Here is a 14,686-nt window from a genome sequence, read left to right as displayed (position 1 = left end):
CCCGCGTTCTTGTCGGTGCCGGGTGACACGCTCTGCCAATGCGGGAAACCAGTGCTTCAATCGCGTCCTTCTGGGATGCCTTCGCCGCCTCCTTCGACGAGGAGGCCGATCACGGCCTTCGCGATCCCCACGTCAGGGCCGCATGGGCAGGGCGCTTGCGCTCGTGGACGCCCCCTTCGCCTGCCGACGTGTTGGACCTGGGGTGCGGCACCGGCTCGTTGTCCCTGGTGCTTGCCGAGCAGGGCCACCGGCCGGTCGGGGTGGATCTGTCGCCGCTGATGGTCGGGCAGGCTCGGCGCAAGCTCACCGAGGCCGGCTTCGATGCCGTGATGATGGTGGGTGACGCGAGCAACCCGCCCGCAGCGGCGGGGACGTCCTTCGACGTGATCCTCTCTCGTCACCTGCTGTGGACCTTGCCCGACCCGGAGGATGCGTTGCGCCGATGGATCGGCCTGCTGCGCCCCGGCGGGCGGTTGGTGCTCATCGAGGGACGCTGGGCCGGCGCCGAGCCGGATGAGGACCAGTCCTATGAGGTCGAAGCCGAGTCGATGCCGTGGATGGGCGGGGTCGAGGCCGAGCGGCTCGTGCAGGCCCTGCGACCGATGGTGAGGACTCTGCGCGTCGAGCCCCTTCTCGATCCCACCCTGTGGGGGCGGTCCATCCAGGACGAGAGATATGCCGTCATCGCCTTCGCGTAGCGATCGGCCCGGCGCTCTTCCCGGATTCCTGTCCCTTGTCCGGCCGGCCGACGTCACCTGCGCCAAGGGCCCTTGAAGCGGTGCCGCCCGGCCGACGGCTCCTACCCGTCGATGCTCGGCACCGTCGCGGTCCGCGTCATCGACTGCGAGATCACCATCGCCACGGCCACCGGCCGCCGCACAGGCCTGTACCGGCTGATCCCCCAAGACCCTCCTGCGCCCCACGCAGCTCTCCACTTCGTACGTGACGTACACCCGGGCAGCGGACGGTGACGGGGTCTCCGAGATCAATGACGGAGTGTTATCTGAACGTCACGTACAGGGTCGCGGCCAGTTGGAAAGGTTTCTCAGTCGCCGAAAGCCCGTGAACGAACGGATCACCGCGGGGACTCAGGCTGCGTTGTGCCGATACCAATCGAGTGTCGCGGCCACGCCTTCGGCATGAGGAGTCGCCTTGACCGGCCCGAACGTCCTCCGGAAGGCCGAGTCGTCGGAGATGAAGGGGCGGTCGCGCTGGTACCAGGTCTCCCCGAGCTCGCGCACGATCGGGTTGAACAGTCCGATGAGACGCTGCGCTCCCCGGCCGAGCCCGGAGATTTTGGGCCTGCCTCCTGCCGCCGCCCACACGAGGCCGAGGAAATCGCGTCCGGTGACCGCTTCGGCGGCCGGCAGATGCCAGGCGTGCCCGTCGGCCTCGGCCCGCTCGCCAAGGGTGGCCAGTCCGGCGGCGATGTCGGGGAGATACGCGACAGTGTGCGGCTGATCGAGGTCACCGACCCAGCGGGCGGTCTTTCCGGCCAGGGCGGCGGCGAAGACGGTCGGGCCGATGATGGTGTTGACACCTCCGGGGCCGTAGTAGTCGGAGGCCCGTCCCAGGGTCGCGCGGACCCGCCCGGACCGGTGGGCGGCGAGGATCAGCTCGTCGACTTCGGCGCGGGCCCGGCCTTTGGGATTGGCGGCGGCGTGCGGCAGGTCTTCGGTCATGGGGCCGTCGACGGGCCCGTAGACGTAGAGGTTGTCGGCCATGACCAGCTTCGCCCCGGCGGCCTCGACTCCGGTGAGGACCGTGCGGGTGAGACCGGGGAACTCATCGGTCCAGCGCTCATACTTCGGCTGCGCGCACTGATAGACGACTGCGGCGCCCTCGCAGGCGGCGATCGCGCCATCGGTGGTGGTGACGTCGGCCCGGAAGCCGTGCGGACCGGTGGCCGCGCTCCGGCTGACGGCGCGGACCAGGTGGCCGCGAGCGGTCAGTTCGGCGACGACGGCCGAACCGATCGCGCCGGTGGCGCCGAGGACTACGTGCAGTCCAGACATGACATTGCTCCTGGATCATTTTTATAACATCGTTACGTAACGGCGTAACGATACCATGGTCGCCATGGCACGACCCAGAAATCGGGATTACGTCGAACTTCGCCGCGAACTCATCGACGCCGCCGGCCGACTCCTGGCCGCCGAGGGCCCGTTGGCGTTGAGCACCCGCTGCATCGCGCAGCAGGCGGGCGTGTCCACCTCGGCCGTCTACAACCTCTTCGGCGACAAGGCCGGCCTGGTCCGAGAGATGTTCCTGGCCGGGTTCGAACGCCTCGCCGAGGCGTTCGCCGCGGTTCCCCGCACCGGTGACCCCGTCGCCGACCTGCTCGCTCTCGGTCACGCCTACCGCGCCAGTGCCCTCGCCAACCCCCACCTCTACGAGCTCATGTTCGGGCGGCCGGTCCCCGAGTTCCAGCCCGACGCCGAGACCGGCGCGCTGATCCAGCCGTCTTTCGATGCACTGGTCGCCGCCGTAGTCCGCTGCGTGGAAAAGGGCGCTTTCGCGCCCGCCGAGCCCTATGACCTCGCCGTCAGGCTCAACGGCCTCGCACATGGGCTGTGCAGCCTCGAACTGCGCGGCGCACTCGGCGACGTCAACGAGGCGCGCCGCCACTGGGACGGCGCCTTCGACACGATGGTGCGGGGGATGGCCAGGGGATGAGCGCGAGCGCGTGGCCGGGGAACCCTCAGGACGGCCATCGTACGGGAGACACCTGGCGGATGTGGATGAGCACGTCGAAGGCGTCGGTAAGGGAGGCGACGGCCATGTGCTCGGCGGCGTCGCGGGATGGGTCGTAGACGCCGCTGATGACGCGCATCCGGCAGATCAACGCCGAAACGGAGCACATCCCGCCGGCCGCGCTGAAACTCTGGCAGGACGCCGGCCCGGGCCGCGTCCGGCGCGAACTCGCCGAACGGCTCCGCCGGATCGCCGACCGCGGCGGCCTCACGATCGACGACCTCGTACGCGCCGTCGGGCACCTGATGCTGCTCATCTCCGCCGACAACCTGACCGATCGCACGCCCTGCAGGACGAGGCCGAACTCAAAGTCATGGTCACCGCCGGAGTGCACACCTTATGTCACGTGCCCCGGCACGCGCGTACCGAATGGGTAGGGATGCCGCAGCGGTTCGGCCCTCTCACCACCCGCGGAAGATTACGAGTTGAAAGTCGGCGGCCGTGCTCACCAGCAGGTGAACCTACCGTCGAACGAGTAACTGTAATACTTCCGCTTTGTGATTTCGGTTACTCCGCTGAAGGGGCGATTGCAGTCGACGACGACGTCTTTGGCCTCGGCGAGGAGATCGTCCCCGGAGACGTCGTCCTCCCATACCTGGATTGTTAATTTAGTGCCCACCGGAAACTTGAGGGGGTTTGCTGACGGGATTTCGACCCGCCGGCCCTCGTCGGATTCGTCGACGTCGATCGTGCCGTCGGTCGGGGCATAGCGCTGAGTCGACCCATCGCGCGTGACGCTGATGAAGACTTCGTCGCCGTTGCTCCAGGTTCCCTCCTCATCCACGTCCTGGACATATAAAGTAAGGCCGAGTCCGGCTTCGGCTGAGGCATGCGCGGGGGTTGCGCTGGCAAGAACCAGTGACCCGAGAAGGCCTGCCAGCGACAGGAGAGAGCCGGACTTGGAACGCACGAGCATGGTTTCCCCTTTTCTCGCCCGATCGATCACGACCAAGGTTTCCGAAGTCCACTTGGAGTGGACTTGCAGATGGCTTGGAGTCGGCCCGATTCGGTGGAAAACTGATCTCTGGGAAATCTCGGTCCGGAATAATGGATCTGCCGTGCCGGACAATCACCGGCCTCGACTCCAATACGCGGATTCGACGGCAACGGGCGGGGGATCGCCGCTCCAGCGCCCTTCGCCGCGCATTCAACCGGATGTACGGCTGTCTTTTCACCTTCGATGTCGATTAATAGTCTCTATGGCCTGGATGGGCGGGTCCCTGATAGGTGGCACGACCATGGTCAGGGCGGCTTTTTCATGACGAGTCGCAACGAAACGGAATAGAGGCTGTAATGGTAACTCCAGTTGGGCGAGAGAAGTCCATGAGAGATAATTCTCTATCCGCTGGAACCCTGTACTACGCCTACATGAACGATTCGGGGCAATGGTCCGGGTGGATCCCGAACTTCAATGACGCCCCCGAGATGACCTCGGTGTTCGCGCTCAATGGCGTCACCCGCCAGACCGATCTGTTCGGCATCGGGACGACCTGATCGCCGTGACGTGCGGCCGCTGACCTGCCCGAAACATGACACGGGACCACGAGCGGCCCCGTGGTGGACTATCTGGCTGGGTAGATGGGGGGCAGTCCGAGTACGGCCGGGCCCCCTTGCCGCTGCCCATCCATGATGATCCGGATCACCGTTCCACCCCCCGGGGCGTTGCCGACGCTGACCGAAGCGCCGTGTGCGTGGGCGACCTGCTGCACGATGGCCAGGCCGAGCCCCGAGCCCGGCAGGCCGCGGGCGGCGCGCGAGCGGTAGAAGCGGTCGAAAATGCGCGGCAGGTCCTCCGCCGCGATCCCAGGCCCATGGTCGCGCACCGACAGCTCGCCTGGGCTCAGCCGCACCTCCACCCGGCCGTCACCGAACTTCGCCGCGTTGTCGATCAGATTGTTGATCGCGCGCGCCAATCGGGCCCGCACGCCGTACAGCGTGACAGGCGCAAGCGACGCCGAAAACGACACGGCCGGCCAGTTACGGCGAGCCCGCGCCAAGCAGTCGGCGGCCAACGCGTCCAGCCGCAGTTCCTCGAGGTCGGTCGGTGCTTCCTCACCTCGCGCCAGTTCGATCAGGTCGTTGATCAGCGCCGACAGCTCAAGGGCCTGCCTGCGCAGTGCCTGGCTGATTCGCGAGCGCTGCGCAGGTGTCAAGTCGCGATCCAGCAGCCCGATGTTGGCGCGCAGCGAGGTCAGCGGGGTGCGCAGTTCGTGCGAGGCGTCGGCGACGAGCTGGCGTTGCGCGGTGACCGAGCGGTCCAGCTCACCGAGCATGGTGTTGAAGCTGGCCGACAGCCTGGCCACCTCGTCACGGCCGCGCACGTCGATACGGTGCGATGGATTACGGGTGGCGGCGATCGTCTCGGCGACGGAGGTGAGCCTGGCGACCGGCTGCAATCCCGTCCGTGCAACCAAATATCCTGCCAAAGCTGCAACAAGGACGCCGAAGCCGCCGAGAATCGCCAGGAGAGCGCCGATCCGGGTCGTGCCACGTTGGGCGGTGTCGGAGCGCACCGAGGACATGATCGCGCCGCCGCCCTCCATCGGCGTCACATAGCTGCGGATGGGCTCGCCGAGCAGTGTGCCGTCCAGGAACCGCGGCCCGCTCTGACCGCGCGCCACGCGCTGAGCGGCTGCTGGTATGGCAGGCGTGTCCGCCACCGGATCGACCAGACTGCCGTCGTGCGACAGCACCTGGACGCACCCCGGTGAGGCCAGATTGGCGCAGGCGGTCGGCACGAGTCCAGTTCCCGCCTTCACCTGCAACTGCGCCGAAGTGGCACTCCGCACCAGGCTGAGATCCAGCTCACGGTAGAGCTCGCGTCCGACGATCACGTAGGACGCGCCGAGGACCGCGATCACCACAGCGGCGACAGCGAGCGCGGCGGTGGCCGCGAGCCTGATCCTGATCGGAATGTCAGGCATCGCGCATCACATAGCCGACTCCTCGGACGGTGTGCACGAGCTTCGGCTCGCCCAGCTTGCGCCGCAGATAGCCGATGTAAACCTCCAGCGCGTTCGTGGACGGGTCCAGGTCGTAGCCCCACACCCGATCCACGATCAGCTCCCGGGTGAGTACCTGCCCCGCGTTGGTCATCAGCAGCTCCAGCAGAGTGAACTCGGTCCGCGTGAAGTCGATCACCCGCTCGCCCCGCCGCCCCCTGCGGGCTTTGACGTCCACGACCAGGTCTGCCAGGCGCAGCTCGTCGGGTGTGGCCGGGTAGGCCCTTCGAAGCAACGCCCGCAGCCTGGCCAGCAGCTCGTCCACGTCGAACGGCTTGACGAGGTAGTCGTCGGCACCCGCGTCGAGGCCGTCGATCCGGTCGGCGACGGCGTCGCGGGCGGTGAGCATGAGGATCGGCACCCGGTCGCCCGTGGCCCGCAGACGGCGGCAGACGGAAAGCCCGTCGAGCACCGGCATCAGTACATCGAGGATCATCGCGTCCGGCTGCCAGTCGAGTGCCTCATCCAGCCCCGCGTGCCCGTCGGCGGCCCACGCCACCTCATAGCCGTCGAGCTCCAGCGCGGTGCCGACCGCCTCGGCGACCCCCTGGTCGTCATCCACCACAAGCACGCGCATCTCACCGAGGCTACATGGGCGAAAACGCTCTTAGTTTTCTCTTAGACCAGGTCAGCACTGTGGCGTCATGCTGCTTCAGGAAGACCTGCACCCCACCGGGGCGCTCCGCACGGGTCCGTCGATCCTCATCGGCGCCGGCGGGACCGGCGGGCACATCTATCCCGGTCTGGCGCTGGCCGCCGCGATTCTGCGGGCCCGGCCGGATGCGCGCATCGACTTCACCGGCACCGAACGCGGCCTGGAACGCCGCCTGGTCACCCACTATCCGCTGCACACCGTGGACATGGTTCCGATGATCAAGAGCGAGACGCTGCGCTTCCCCGCAGCTCTCCTGAGAGCCTCCCTGCAGTGCCGTGACCTCATCCGCGAGACGAGGGCGCAGGTCGTCGTCGGCATGGGCGGCTACTCCAGCGCGCCGCTGATCGCCGGCGCCCGCCTGGCCGGCGTGCCCGCGCTCGTGCACGAGTCCAACGCGGTCCCCGGCCGCGCCAACCGCTTCTCCGCCGCGCTGACCCCCCACGTCGCGCTGGCCATGCCGTCGGCGGGGCTCAGGGGACGGGTGGTGGGCATGCCGCTCATGCCGGGCCTGCTGGGCGCCTCACGGGCTGAGGCCAGACAGTCGTACGGCGTCGCCGACCACGTCAAGCTGATCATCGTCAATGGCGGAAGCGCAGGAGCGGTACGGCTCAACGCCGCGGCCGTCGAGCTGGCGCACCGCTGGCGCGACCGCGACGACGTGCGCATCGTGATCAAGGCCGGGGCGGAAGGCGCCGATCTGCTCAACGAGCGACTGCCCGACACCGGGATCGCCGCGGCCGTGCCGTACCTGGAGCGCATGGACCTGGCCTACGCGGCCGCCGACCTCATGATCTGCCGCTCGGGCTCGGCGACCGTGGCCGAGCTCGACGTGTGCGGGATGCCCGCCGTACTCGTGCCATATCCGCACGCCCCGCACGATCACCAGACCCGCAACGCCCGCACGCTGGAGCAGGCCGTCGTCCTGCCCGACGGCGACCTGTCGGGTGCGGCCCTGGCCTCGGCCATCGCCGCGCTGCCACCGCGCAAGGCCGCCCACGACAGCCCGCACGCCGACGCGGCCGACCGCCTGGCCGCATGGACCCTGGAGTTGATCAAGTGAAGAAGGTTCTCGTCACCGGAGCCGAGGGTTTCATCGGCAGCACCCTGGTGGACCTGCTGCTCGCCCAGGGCGCCGAGGTTCGCGCGCTGGCGCACTACAAACCGTACGGCTCGCGCGGCCATCTGGCGGGCAAGGACGTCGAGGTGATCGCGGGCGACGTACGTGACGCCGGGCTGGTCTCCGACGCGGTCGCGGGCTGTGACACCGTCTTCCATCTGGCCGCGCTGATCGGCATCCCCTACAGCTACCAGGCGCCCGAGTCCTACGTCGCCACCAACGTCACCGGCACCCACAACGTCGTGCAGGCCGTCCGGCGCCACGGCGTCTCGCGACTGGTGCACACCTCCACCTCCGAGGTGTACGGCACGGCACGCTTCGCCCCGATCACCGAAGAGCACCCGCTGCAGCCGCAGTCGCCCTACTCCGCCTCCAAGATCGGCGCGGACATGATGGCGCTGTCGTACTGGCACGCGTTCGAGACGCCGGTGTCAGTGGTGCGCCCGTTCAACGTGTACGGTCCGCGCCAGTCGACCCGCGCGGTCATCCCGGCCATCCTGGCCCAGCTCCACGCGGGCGCCCAGGAGATCAGGCTGGGTGCGCTGACCCCGACCCGCGACTTCACCTTCGCCGAGGACACCGCGCGCGGCTTCCTCGCCGTCGCCCGGTCCGGCAAGACGATCGGCGAGATCGTCAACGTGGGCTCCGGGCAGGAGATCTCCATCGGTGACCTGGCCGCGCTGCTCATCGAGGTCACCGGCTCGTCGGCGTCCGTCGTGGGCGACCCCGCCAGGATGCGGCCCTCGGGCGGCGAGGTGAGGCGGCTGCTGTGCGACAGCTCCAAGGCTCTCGCGCTGACCGGCTGGAAGCCGCGCGTTTCGCTGCGCGAGGGGCTCCGCCGTACCTCCGAGTGGCTGGCCACCCGTCCCGCCGACCCGGGTTACCGGATCTGATGGAACGTCTGCGATGGACCGCTCGCCTACCGGCCGCCCACTCCGCCAGGCATCAGTCCGCAGGGCCCGCGTCGGGGATACGACCGGAGTACGCGGCCCCTTTCCGGCGTATTTCGGCCGGCTCCACATAGAGCGAGGCCCCTACGGCCCGGGCGCGACTCCGGTCTGCCGGCGGATCTCGACGACCATCCGGACCGCGCGCGCTCACGAAGCTCGTCGGGGCGCTTCTTCGGGGCCGGCATCGTCTGTGTTCCTCCCTTCCGCCAGCACGATCATGCTGGCTTGAGGACCTCCACGAAAGCCGGAGCGGTCCGGTTCGGACGGTGTTCTCCCGAACGTGCCCCGGCCGCCATGTAACTCTGTGGCAGAAAGCCCGTCGTCAGGCGCTCCGGCACTCCCTGGGCCTCCGCCCGGCCGACTGCGCGGGCGCCCGGAAGACGATCGGCGGGTGCGGCGAAGTATGGGCGACAGTCGACCCTCCATCCAGGAAGACACCCGCTGATGACAGAGACAGTGACGTGATCGCCAACGTGGGCGAGCAGGTGACCGACGCCGATCTCGGCGCCCGCCTGCGGTCGGAGCCGGAGCTGTTCACGGTCGTGCACAACCGCTGCTTCCGTGACATCTACCGCTACGCCGCCGGGCGGCTGGACGCGCAGACGGCCGAGGACATCGCCGCCGAGACCTTCCTGACCGCCTTCGACCAGCGGGACCAGTTCGATCCAGGGCGCGGCGGCCTGCGCCCCTGGCTGTTCGGCATCGCCACCAACCTGATAGCCCGGCACCGCCGCAAGGAGGCCCGCCACTACGCGGCGCTGTGCCGTGTCGCGCCCGAGCCGGCCGCCGAGGGACCCGAGAATCGCGTCGTCACCTCGGTCACCGCCCAGCGCATGCAGCCGCATCTGGTCAAGGCCATGACCGTGCTGTCACCGGGGGAGCGCGACGTGGTGCTGCTCGTCGCACTGGGCCAGCTCAGTTACGAGGAGGTGGCCGAGGCGCTCGGTATCTCCTCCGGCACCGTGGGCTCGCGGCTCAGCCGCGCCCGCGCCAAACTCCACAACGTCATCGGCCAGGAGGCAGTCCATGGATGACCTGCAGACTCTCGCCACACTGCTGGCCGCGCCCGAGCCGTCCCCCCAGGCGGCCGAGCGCAGCCTGCGCCGACTCCAGCAGCGAATGCGCCGCCCGTCGCGGCCACGCCGCAGAGCGTGGTTCGCGGCCGGCATGAGCCTGGCCGCTGCCGCCGCTGCCGCCATCGTGGTCGTCTCCGGTACGGCTGCGCCCACCGCCACCCCGAACGGCCCGCCGCCCGCTGCGGTTCGGCTGAGTGCCGGTCAGATCCTGCTCGCCGCCGCCACCAACGCGGAACGCGCGCCAGAAGGCTCGGGCGCCTACTGGTACGTCAAGACGGGCTCAGACGGCGGTGAGGGATGGGAGAGCTGGACGGCTCGCGACGGCCGCGGCACCTGGGTCAGGGGAAAGAAGACGGCCGGCAAGGTGGTCGAACTCGGCATGCCCGCCCCGTTGCGGCTGGGCGGTCTGGAAGTGGGCTTCGAGCAGCTCCGGAAGCTGCCCGCCGAGCCTGAGGCGCTGAAGAGCTGGATCAGCGACGGCCTGGAGCGCGGCGACGTCAAGACCAGCGCCGGGCGGCTGGACGCCGCCGGGCAGGCCCACGCGGTCTTCAACGGACTGGTCTCCCTGGTCTCGCAGCTCCCGGCCTCGCCCGAGGTCCGAGCTGCGGCCTTCCGCGCGCTGGCCGCCTACCCCGCAGTCGAGAGCCTCGGCGCGGTCGACGGCGGGGAGGGTCTGCTGATCCCCGTTGCCGAAGGCCCACCGGTACGGCTGGTCGTCGATCCTGCGACCTCTCGGGTGCGCAACACCAGCTTCTTCGTCACCGCCGACGGGGGAGAGGTCTTCCTCGTGGACAAGCCGGTGACGATCGACGCCCGATGGACCGACACTCTCCCCGACGGCGACTAGAGCGTCCAAGTCCCGCATAGTTCCAAGCGCGGGCCCGGCCGCCGTCCGGGCCCGCGGCCGCGTCGGCGCCGGTGAGCGTCGGCGCCGCGGCCGAGATCGCGGCTGATCCTGCCCGGAACCTTCGCATGATGCGTCTCCTGCCGTGGCTGATCGATCGGCCGGCTCGTGTACCGCGGTCACCTGGCCGTCCCCGCACGCCTGACGTTTGATGAACCGCTCTAGTGGCCGGGCTAGACACGGCGCCGGCGGTTCTTGGCAAGAGTGGCTAAAGAGATTTAGCTTGCGAACAAGCTCGGGCCGCACGAGGCAGGGAGTCTCCTGTGATCGTTTATGGCATAGATTTAGGGTGTGTCGTAAACATGCGGAGTGTCGGTAATGCCGATATTTCAGGGGGAACCATGAGCCACGCCGAGGGTCATCTGGCGAGCACCGAGATCCGCACCCGGGCGGAGTGGCACGCCGACCACTTCGACCCGACCCGCACCGGCGGCGACCGGAAGATCGGCGGCGTGGTGACGACCGCCAACCGGGCCGGCGGCGACAAAGGGCTGGTGACCCTGGCCGTGAGCCGATCGTGATCGCGCTGGTCACCGGTGCGAACCGGGGCATCGGACGAGAGGTCTGCAGGCAACTCGCCGCCCTCGGGCACACGGTTCTGCTCGGCGCCCGGTCCCTGGAGGCGGCCACGACCGTGGCCGGCCGGCTGGGGCCGAACGCGCGTCCCCTAGAACTCGACGTCACCTCGGAAGGTGATGTCGAGCGAGCGGTCGAGGAGGTCACCGAACGGTTCGGGCGGCTGGACGTGCTGATCAACAACGCCGCCATCACCTACGACACCTGGCAGCGCGCCGTCGACGCCGATCTGGACGTCGTCCGGGAGGCGGCCGAGACCAACCTGTACGGTCCCTGGCGGCTGTCCCAGAGGTCGGTCCCATTGCTCCGTAAGAGCAGACACCCCAGGATCGTCAACGTCTCCAGCGAGGCGGCGTCACTGGCCGGCATGGGCGGCGGCACCCCCGCCTACAGCGTCTCCAAGGTCGCGCTCAACGCGCTGACCCGCATGCTCGCCGCTGAGCTGCGCTCCGAGGGGATCCTGGTCAACGCCGTCTGCCCGGGATGGGTGGCCACCGACATGGGCGGCCCCGGTGGACGTCCCGTCGCCGCCGGGGCGTCCGGCGTCGTCTGGGCCGCCACCCTTCCCGACGACGGTCCCACCGGCGGTTTCTTCCGGGACGGCCGTCCTCTCCCCTGGTAAGCGTCCCTTCGCGTACGAGGGCCGGACCTACCGGCCGACCGGGCCCGAGGCGCTGCTCGCTGGACGAGCCGGTGGTGCGTCCGACCGTCCAGGACGTCACCGGCGTCCCGCCCCGCACCTTCGAACAGTGGGCCGGCGCGCATGCCGAGACGTTCCGCTGACGAAGCCGGCCGCCTCGTCGACCGGGTCGTCCACACCCGAAAGGTCAGGTGAGACCGGACGGGAGGGAACGGGCGGACGGAAACGGTCCGCCCGTTCCTCGACCGTGGCGCCCATCCCGATATCGGTGGAGGCGGTGCCGGTGAGATCGGTGGCGACCGTCAGCCGGCGGCCTGTCCCGCTTCGGCCTCGGAGCGCTCCAGGACCACGACCGGCAGGACGCGGGTGGTGCGGGCCTGGTAGTCGGCGTATCCGGGCGCCGCGCGCACCGCGTGCTCGAAGAGCTGATCGCGCCGCGCGCCTTCGGCGGGGACGGCGCTCGCGGTGAACACCTCGGTACCGATCTCCACCCGCACCAGGGGATGGGCGAGCAGGTTGTGATACCAGGCGGGGTGACGAGGCGCGCCGGCGGCGGATGCGACGATCAGCAGCAGGTCGCCGTCGCGGACGTAGGCGAGGGGAGTGGTGCGCTCCGTCCCCGACTTCGCGCCGGTGGTGGTCAGCAGAAGAAGGTCACCGCCCTCGAAGGGGCCACCGACCTTTCCCCCGTTGGCGCGGAACTCCTCGATGACCGATTGGTTGAAGGACATGGGCATGTGGTGTCGAATCTCCAAAGAAGTCTGTAGATCTATGGTGGTGGTGAAGGACGGAGACGCACCCCGCACGCTGACCACCGCCCGAGACAGGGCATCGGTCGAGCGGGTGAGGCCAGGGACGGGCGCCCGGAGGCGGCCGTCGGGCGGACGCGGCGTACCGACGCCACAGGGCGGCGCCGCGGGACGACGCGCGGCGGCATTTACCTCAGGCGCGGGGCACGGAGTATGAACCTATGGCAGGGTCCCTTTGATGCGGGATGCTCGCCCGAGCGCCGACCGGCCCACTGCTCTCTGGTCGGCGTCACGCGGCACGCGCACCATTACAGCCACCCGGTGGCCACCTGTCAACGTGGAAGATCGTTTTCCTGGATCGCCGTGCTGGAGGCCGGTCGGGTGTCAGGGCCGGCCTGGGGGCCGGTTCCTCGACATGATTCCCGGCGGGCAGATCTCGACCGACGTCTGACCGCTCGACGCCGTGGCGGCGGGACTCCTTCACCCTGCCTTGGTCACGTCTGATCTCACCGTTCGGATAGGAGCGTCAGGCGGCGCGGGACCGGGCCACTACACCGGCCTGGAGTTCAAGGCGGGAGCCGGTGAAGGCGGTCCGCATGCGCCGGTCGTGAGTAACGATGACCAGCGCGCCCTCGTACCCGATCAGGGCGCGTTCCAGATCGTCGGCCAGGGCCGGGGACAGATGGTTGGTGGGTTCGTCCAGGAGTAGCAGATCGACCGGTTCGCTGACCAGGCGGGCGAGTTCGAGCCTGCGTCGCAGGCCGGGGGAGAGCGCCTTCATCGGCATGGTGAGGTCGGCGGCGCGGAACAGCCCCAGCGCGAGTAGCGCGTCGGCGTGTTCCACGGGGCTTCCCGGCCGGCCGGCCGCGAACGCCTCCAGAACCGTGCCCTCGCCGTACGGCGTGGCGTCCTGCTGGCGCAGGTGACCCACGCGCGCCGCCCGGCGCACCGTGCCGGCGTCAGGGACGAGCTCGCCGGCGAGGACGCGCAGGAGCGTGGTCTTGCCGGAGCCGTTGTCGCCGATCACGCCGACTTTCTCACCGGGCTTGACGGTGAGCGAGACCTGGTCCAGGACGACCTTGTCGTCATACCTTTTGGTGATCCCGGAAAGAACGAACTGGGCGTCGGGTGAGGAATGGGCGATGCGCATATAGGCGTCCTCCTGATCGTCGGCGTGCTGGGTCGGAAGGTGCCGGCGTCCGGTCAGCCGGTGCTCCCGGGGGCGGGCACGGCGTGTTCGGCGGCACGGCTGACCTGCTCCCAGCCGGCCCAGGTGTCCATCCGCCGGCGGGAGATGTCGAAGGCCAGGTCGTAGACCATGCTGCCGAGCAGTAGCCGCAGAGGCGGATCCTCGCTGTCGACGAGCTTCAGCAGGGCCTCGGCGGCCAGGCGCGGCTGGCTGTCGATCGAGCCTTCGGCCCACTGCTTCTCCATCTCGGCGCGCAGCGGGCCGTACGGCTCCGCAGGCGTGGTCATGGTCATGCCGGTGTACAGGTCGGTCCAGTAGCCGCCGGGCTGGACGATGGTGAGCTTGACGCCGAAGTGCGCGGCCTCCAGGGCCAGCGCCTCGCTCATGCCCTCCAGGGCGAACTTGCTCGCGCTGTACATCCCGGTGGTCGGGAAGCCGCCGAGGGCGGCGATGCTGGAGATCTGTACGATGTGGCCGGAGCCCTGGGCGCGCAGGTGCGGCAGCACGGCCTGGCAGACCCACAGCGCGCCGAAGAGGTTGACTTCCAACTGGGCGCGGGCCTCGGCCTCGGTGAATTCCTCGATCATGCCCGAGGACATGGTCCCGGCATTGTTGACCACGACGTCGAGCCGGCCGAAGCGCTCGACGGCGGTGGCCACGGCGGCGAACACCGCGGCGCGGTCGGTCACGTCGAGGGGGAGGGTCAGCAGCCGGTCTCCATGGCGCTCGTCGAAGTCGTGCGGTGCGATGGTGCGCGCGGCGGCGATCACCCGGTCGCCGCGCTCCAGCGCGGCGAGGGCGAAGGCGCGGCCCAGACCGCGGCTGGCGCCGGTGATGAACCAGGTGCGTGCGGGAGCGGTCGATGGGACGGCCATGTACGGAACTCCGAATCATTCGCTGATCGATCTAGACGATACGGTTCGTCTCGCTGTGTGGCGATGACTATATGCGACCTTCGTTTGTCATGTCAAGACGGACCGTCTCGCCTAGCGTTTTGCCGGGTTGGTCGCACGACGATGCGGCGCAAGGTCCCTGGCGTGGCCCGCCGGAAGGCGTCGCCGCGGCGAGCCGTTC

General features: G+C 69.2%; 19 protein-coding genes. 11 read left to right on the top strand and 8 right to left on the bottom strand.

The features are described from left to right. The first annotated feature begins 38 nt into the window (after positions 1-38). On the top strand, positions 39-698 hold the full coding sequence (locus ACQPYK_RS28340; protein WP_433237159.1) for a class I SAM-dependent methyltransferase: 660 nt from the start codon (positions 39-41) through the stop codon (positions 696-698). A 72-nt stretch (positions 699-770) separates the two neighbouring features. Further along, entirely contained in the window at positions 771-971 is a 201-nt protein-coding gene (locus ACQPYK_RS28335) for a hypothetical protein (RefSeq protein WP_433237156.1), read from the top strand. Between the two features lie 117 nt (positions 972-1,088). Here the strand turns inward: ACQPYK_RS28335 and ACQPYK_RS28330 are convergent, their stop codons facing one another. After that, positions 1,089-2,015 carry an NAD-dependent epimerase/dehydratase family protein gene (locus ACQPYK_RS28330; protein WP_433237153.1) on the bottom strand — a complete coding sequence of 309 codons (927 nt, stop codon included), beginning with the start codon at positions 2,013-2,015 and terminating at the stop codon, positions 1,089-1,091. Between the two features lie 64 nt (positions 2,016-2,079). Between ACQPYK_RS28330 and ACQPYK_RS28325 the strand changes: the two genes are divergently transcribed. Then, the gene (locus tag ACQPYK_RS28325; protein WP_433237150.1) at positions 2,080-2,676 is read left to right on the top strand and encodes a TetR/AcrR family transcriptional regulator; all 597 of its coding nucleotides are present in this window, start codon (positions 2,080-2,082) and stop codon (positions 2,674-2,676) included. A gap of 25 nt (positions 2,677-2,701) precedes the next feature. Here the strand turns inward: ACQPYK_RS28325 and ACQPYK_RS28320 are convergent, their stop codons facing one another. Then, positions 2,702-2,833, bottom strand: a complete 132-nt coding sequence (locus ACQPYK_RS28320) for a hypothetical protein (RefSeq protein WP_433237147.1) — start codon at positions 2,831-2,833, stop codon at positions 2,702-2,704. Here ACQPYK_RS28320 and ACQPYK_RS28315 point away from each other — a divergent pair. Beyond that, positions 2,823-3,131, top strand: a complete 309-nt coding sequence (locus tag ACQPYK_RS28315; protein ID WP_433237144.1) for a TetR/AcrR family transcriptional regulator C-terminal domain-containing protein — start codon at positions 2,823-2,825, stop codon at positions 3,129-3,131. The genes ACQPYK_RS28320 and ACQPYK_RS28315 overlap by 11 nt on opposite strands. A 68-nt stretch (positions 3,132-3,199) precedes the next feature. Here ACQPYK_RS28315 and ACQPYK_RS28310 read toward each other — a convergent pair whose 3' ends face one another. Continuing rightward, entirely contained in the window at positions 3,200-3,670 is a 471-nt protein-coding gene (locus tag ACQPYK_RS28310; RefSeq protein ID WP_433237141.1) for a hypothetical protein, read from the bottom strand. Positions 3,671-4,122: 452 nt separating this feature from the next. Here ACQPYK_RS28310 and ACQPYK_RS28305 point away from each other — a divergent pair, with 452 nt between their 5' ends. After that, positions 4,123-4,248, top strand: a complete 126-nt coding sequence (locus ACQPYK_RS28305; protein WP_433237138.1) for a hypothetical protein — start codon at positions 4,123-4,125, stop codon at positions 4,246-4,248. Positions 4,249-4,316: 68 nt separating this feature from the next. Here ACQPYK_RS28305 and ACQPYK_RS28300 read toward each other — a convergent pair whose 3' ends face one another. Beyond that, positions 4,317-5,678 carry a sensor histidine kinase gene (locus ACQPYK_RS28300; RefSeq protein ID WP_433237135.1) on the bottom strand — a complete coding sequence of 454 codons (1,362 nt, stop codon included), beginning with the start codon at positions 5,676-5,678 and terminating at the stop codon, positions 4,317-4,319. Next, on the bottom strand, positions 5,671-6,333 hold the full coding sequence (locus ACQPYK_RS28295) for a response regulator transcription factor (RefSeq protein WP_433237132.1): 663 nt from the start codon (positions 6,331-6,333) through the stop codon (positions 5,671-5,673). Before ACQPYK_RS28295 ends, ACQPYK_RS28300 begins: the two co-directional genes overlap by 8 nt. Positions 6,334-6,400: 67 nt before the next feature. On the opposite strand from ACQPYK_RS28295, the gene ACQPYK_RS28290 reads away from it, so the two are divergent. The 6 genes from ACQPYK_RS28290 (at position 6,401) to ACQPYK_RS28265 (ending at position 11,656) form a co-directional block, all read left to right on the top strand. Beyond that, a complete protein-coding gene (locus ACQPYK_RS28290) occupies positions 6,401-7,471 on the top strand; it encodes a UDP-N-acetylglucosamine--N-acetylmuramyl-(pentapeptide) pyrophosphoryl-undecaprenol N-acetylglucosamine transferase (protein ID WP_433237129.1) in 1,071 nt (356 codons plus the stop codon). After that, entirely contained in the window at positions 7,468-8,421 is a 954-nt protein-coding gene (locus tag ACQPYK_RS28285; protein WP_433237126.1) for an SDR family NAD(P)-dependent oxidoreductase, read from the top strand. Before ACQPYK_RS28290 ends, ACQPYK_RS28285 begins: the two co-directional genes overlap by 4 nt. 518 nt (positions 8,422-8,939) lie before the next feature. Next, positions 8,940-9,512 carry an RNA polymerase sigma factor gene (locus tag ACQPYK_RS28280; RefSeq protein WP_433237123.1) on the top strand — a complete coding sequence of 191 codons (573 nt, stop codon included), beginning with the start codon at positions 8,940-8,942 and terminating at the stop codon, positions 9,510-9,512. Continuing rightward, entirely contained in the window at positions 9,505-10,401 is an 897-nt protein-coding gene (locus ACQPYK_RS28275; RefSeq protein WP_433237120.1) for a CU044_5270 family protein, read from the top strand. Before ACQPYK_RS28280 ends, ACQPYK_RS28275 begins: the two co-directional genes overlap by 8 nt. A 398-nt stretch (positions 10,402-10,799) precedes the next feature. Continuing rightward, entirely contained in the window at positions 10,800-10,979 is a 180-nt protein-coding gene (locus ACQPYK_RS28270; protein WP_433237117.1) for a hypothetical protein, read from the top strand. Then, positions 10,976-11,656: an SDR family oxidoreductase gene (locus ACQPYK_RS28265; protein WP_433237114.1), complete on the top strand. Its 681-nt coding sequence runs from the start codon at positions 10,976-10,978 to the stop codon at positions 11,654-11,656. Before ACQPYK_RS28270 ends, ACQPYK_RS28265 begins: the two co-directional genes overlap by 4 nt. 320 nt (positions 11,657-11,976) lie before the next feature. On the opposite strand, the gene ACQPYK_RS28260 is transcribed toward ACQPYK_RS28265, so the two are convergent. From ACQPYK_RS28260 to ACQPYK_RS28250, 3 genes are all read right to left on the bottom strand, one after another. After that, complete coding sequence (locus ACQPYK_RS28260; RefSeq protein WP_433237111.1) at positions 11,977-12,405, bottom strand: nitroreductase family deazaflavin-dependent oxidoreductase; 429 nt, start codon at positions 12,403-12,405, stop codon at positions 11,977-11,979. A 544-nt stretch (positions 12,406-12,949) separates the two neighbouring features. Beyond that, the gene (locus ACQPYK_RS28255) at positions 12,950-13,573 is read right to left on the bottom strand and encodes an ATP-binding cassette domain-containing protein (RefSeq protein ID WP_433237108.1); all 624 of its coding nucleotides are present in this window, start codon (positions 13,571-13,573) and stop codon (positions 12,950-12,952) included. Positions 13,574-13,626: 53 nt separating this feature from the next. Next, entirely contained in the window at positions 13,627-14,487 is an 861-nt protein-coding gene (locus ACQPYK_RS28250) for an SDR family oxidoreductase (RefSeq protein WP_433237105.1), read from the bottom strand. Positions 14,488-14,686 lie beyond the last annotated feature (199 nt).

The sequence above is a fragment of the Streptosporangium sp. CA-135522 genome, assembly GCF_050949235.1.
Taxonomy (GTDB): domain Bacteria; phylum Actinomycetota; class Actinomycetes; order Streptosporangiales; family Streptosporangiaceae; genus Streptosporangium.
Note: the sequence above shows the minus strand (reverse complement) of the source record. Positions and strands in the feature narration are given on the sequence as shown.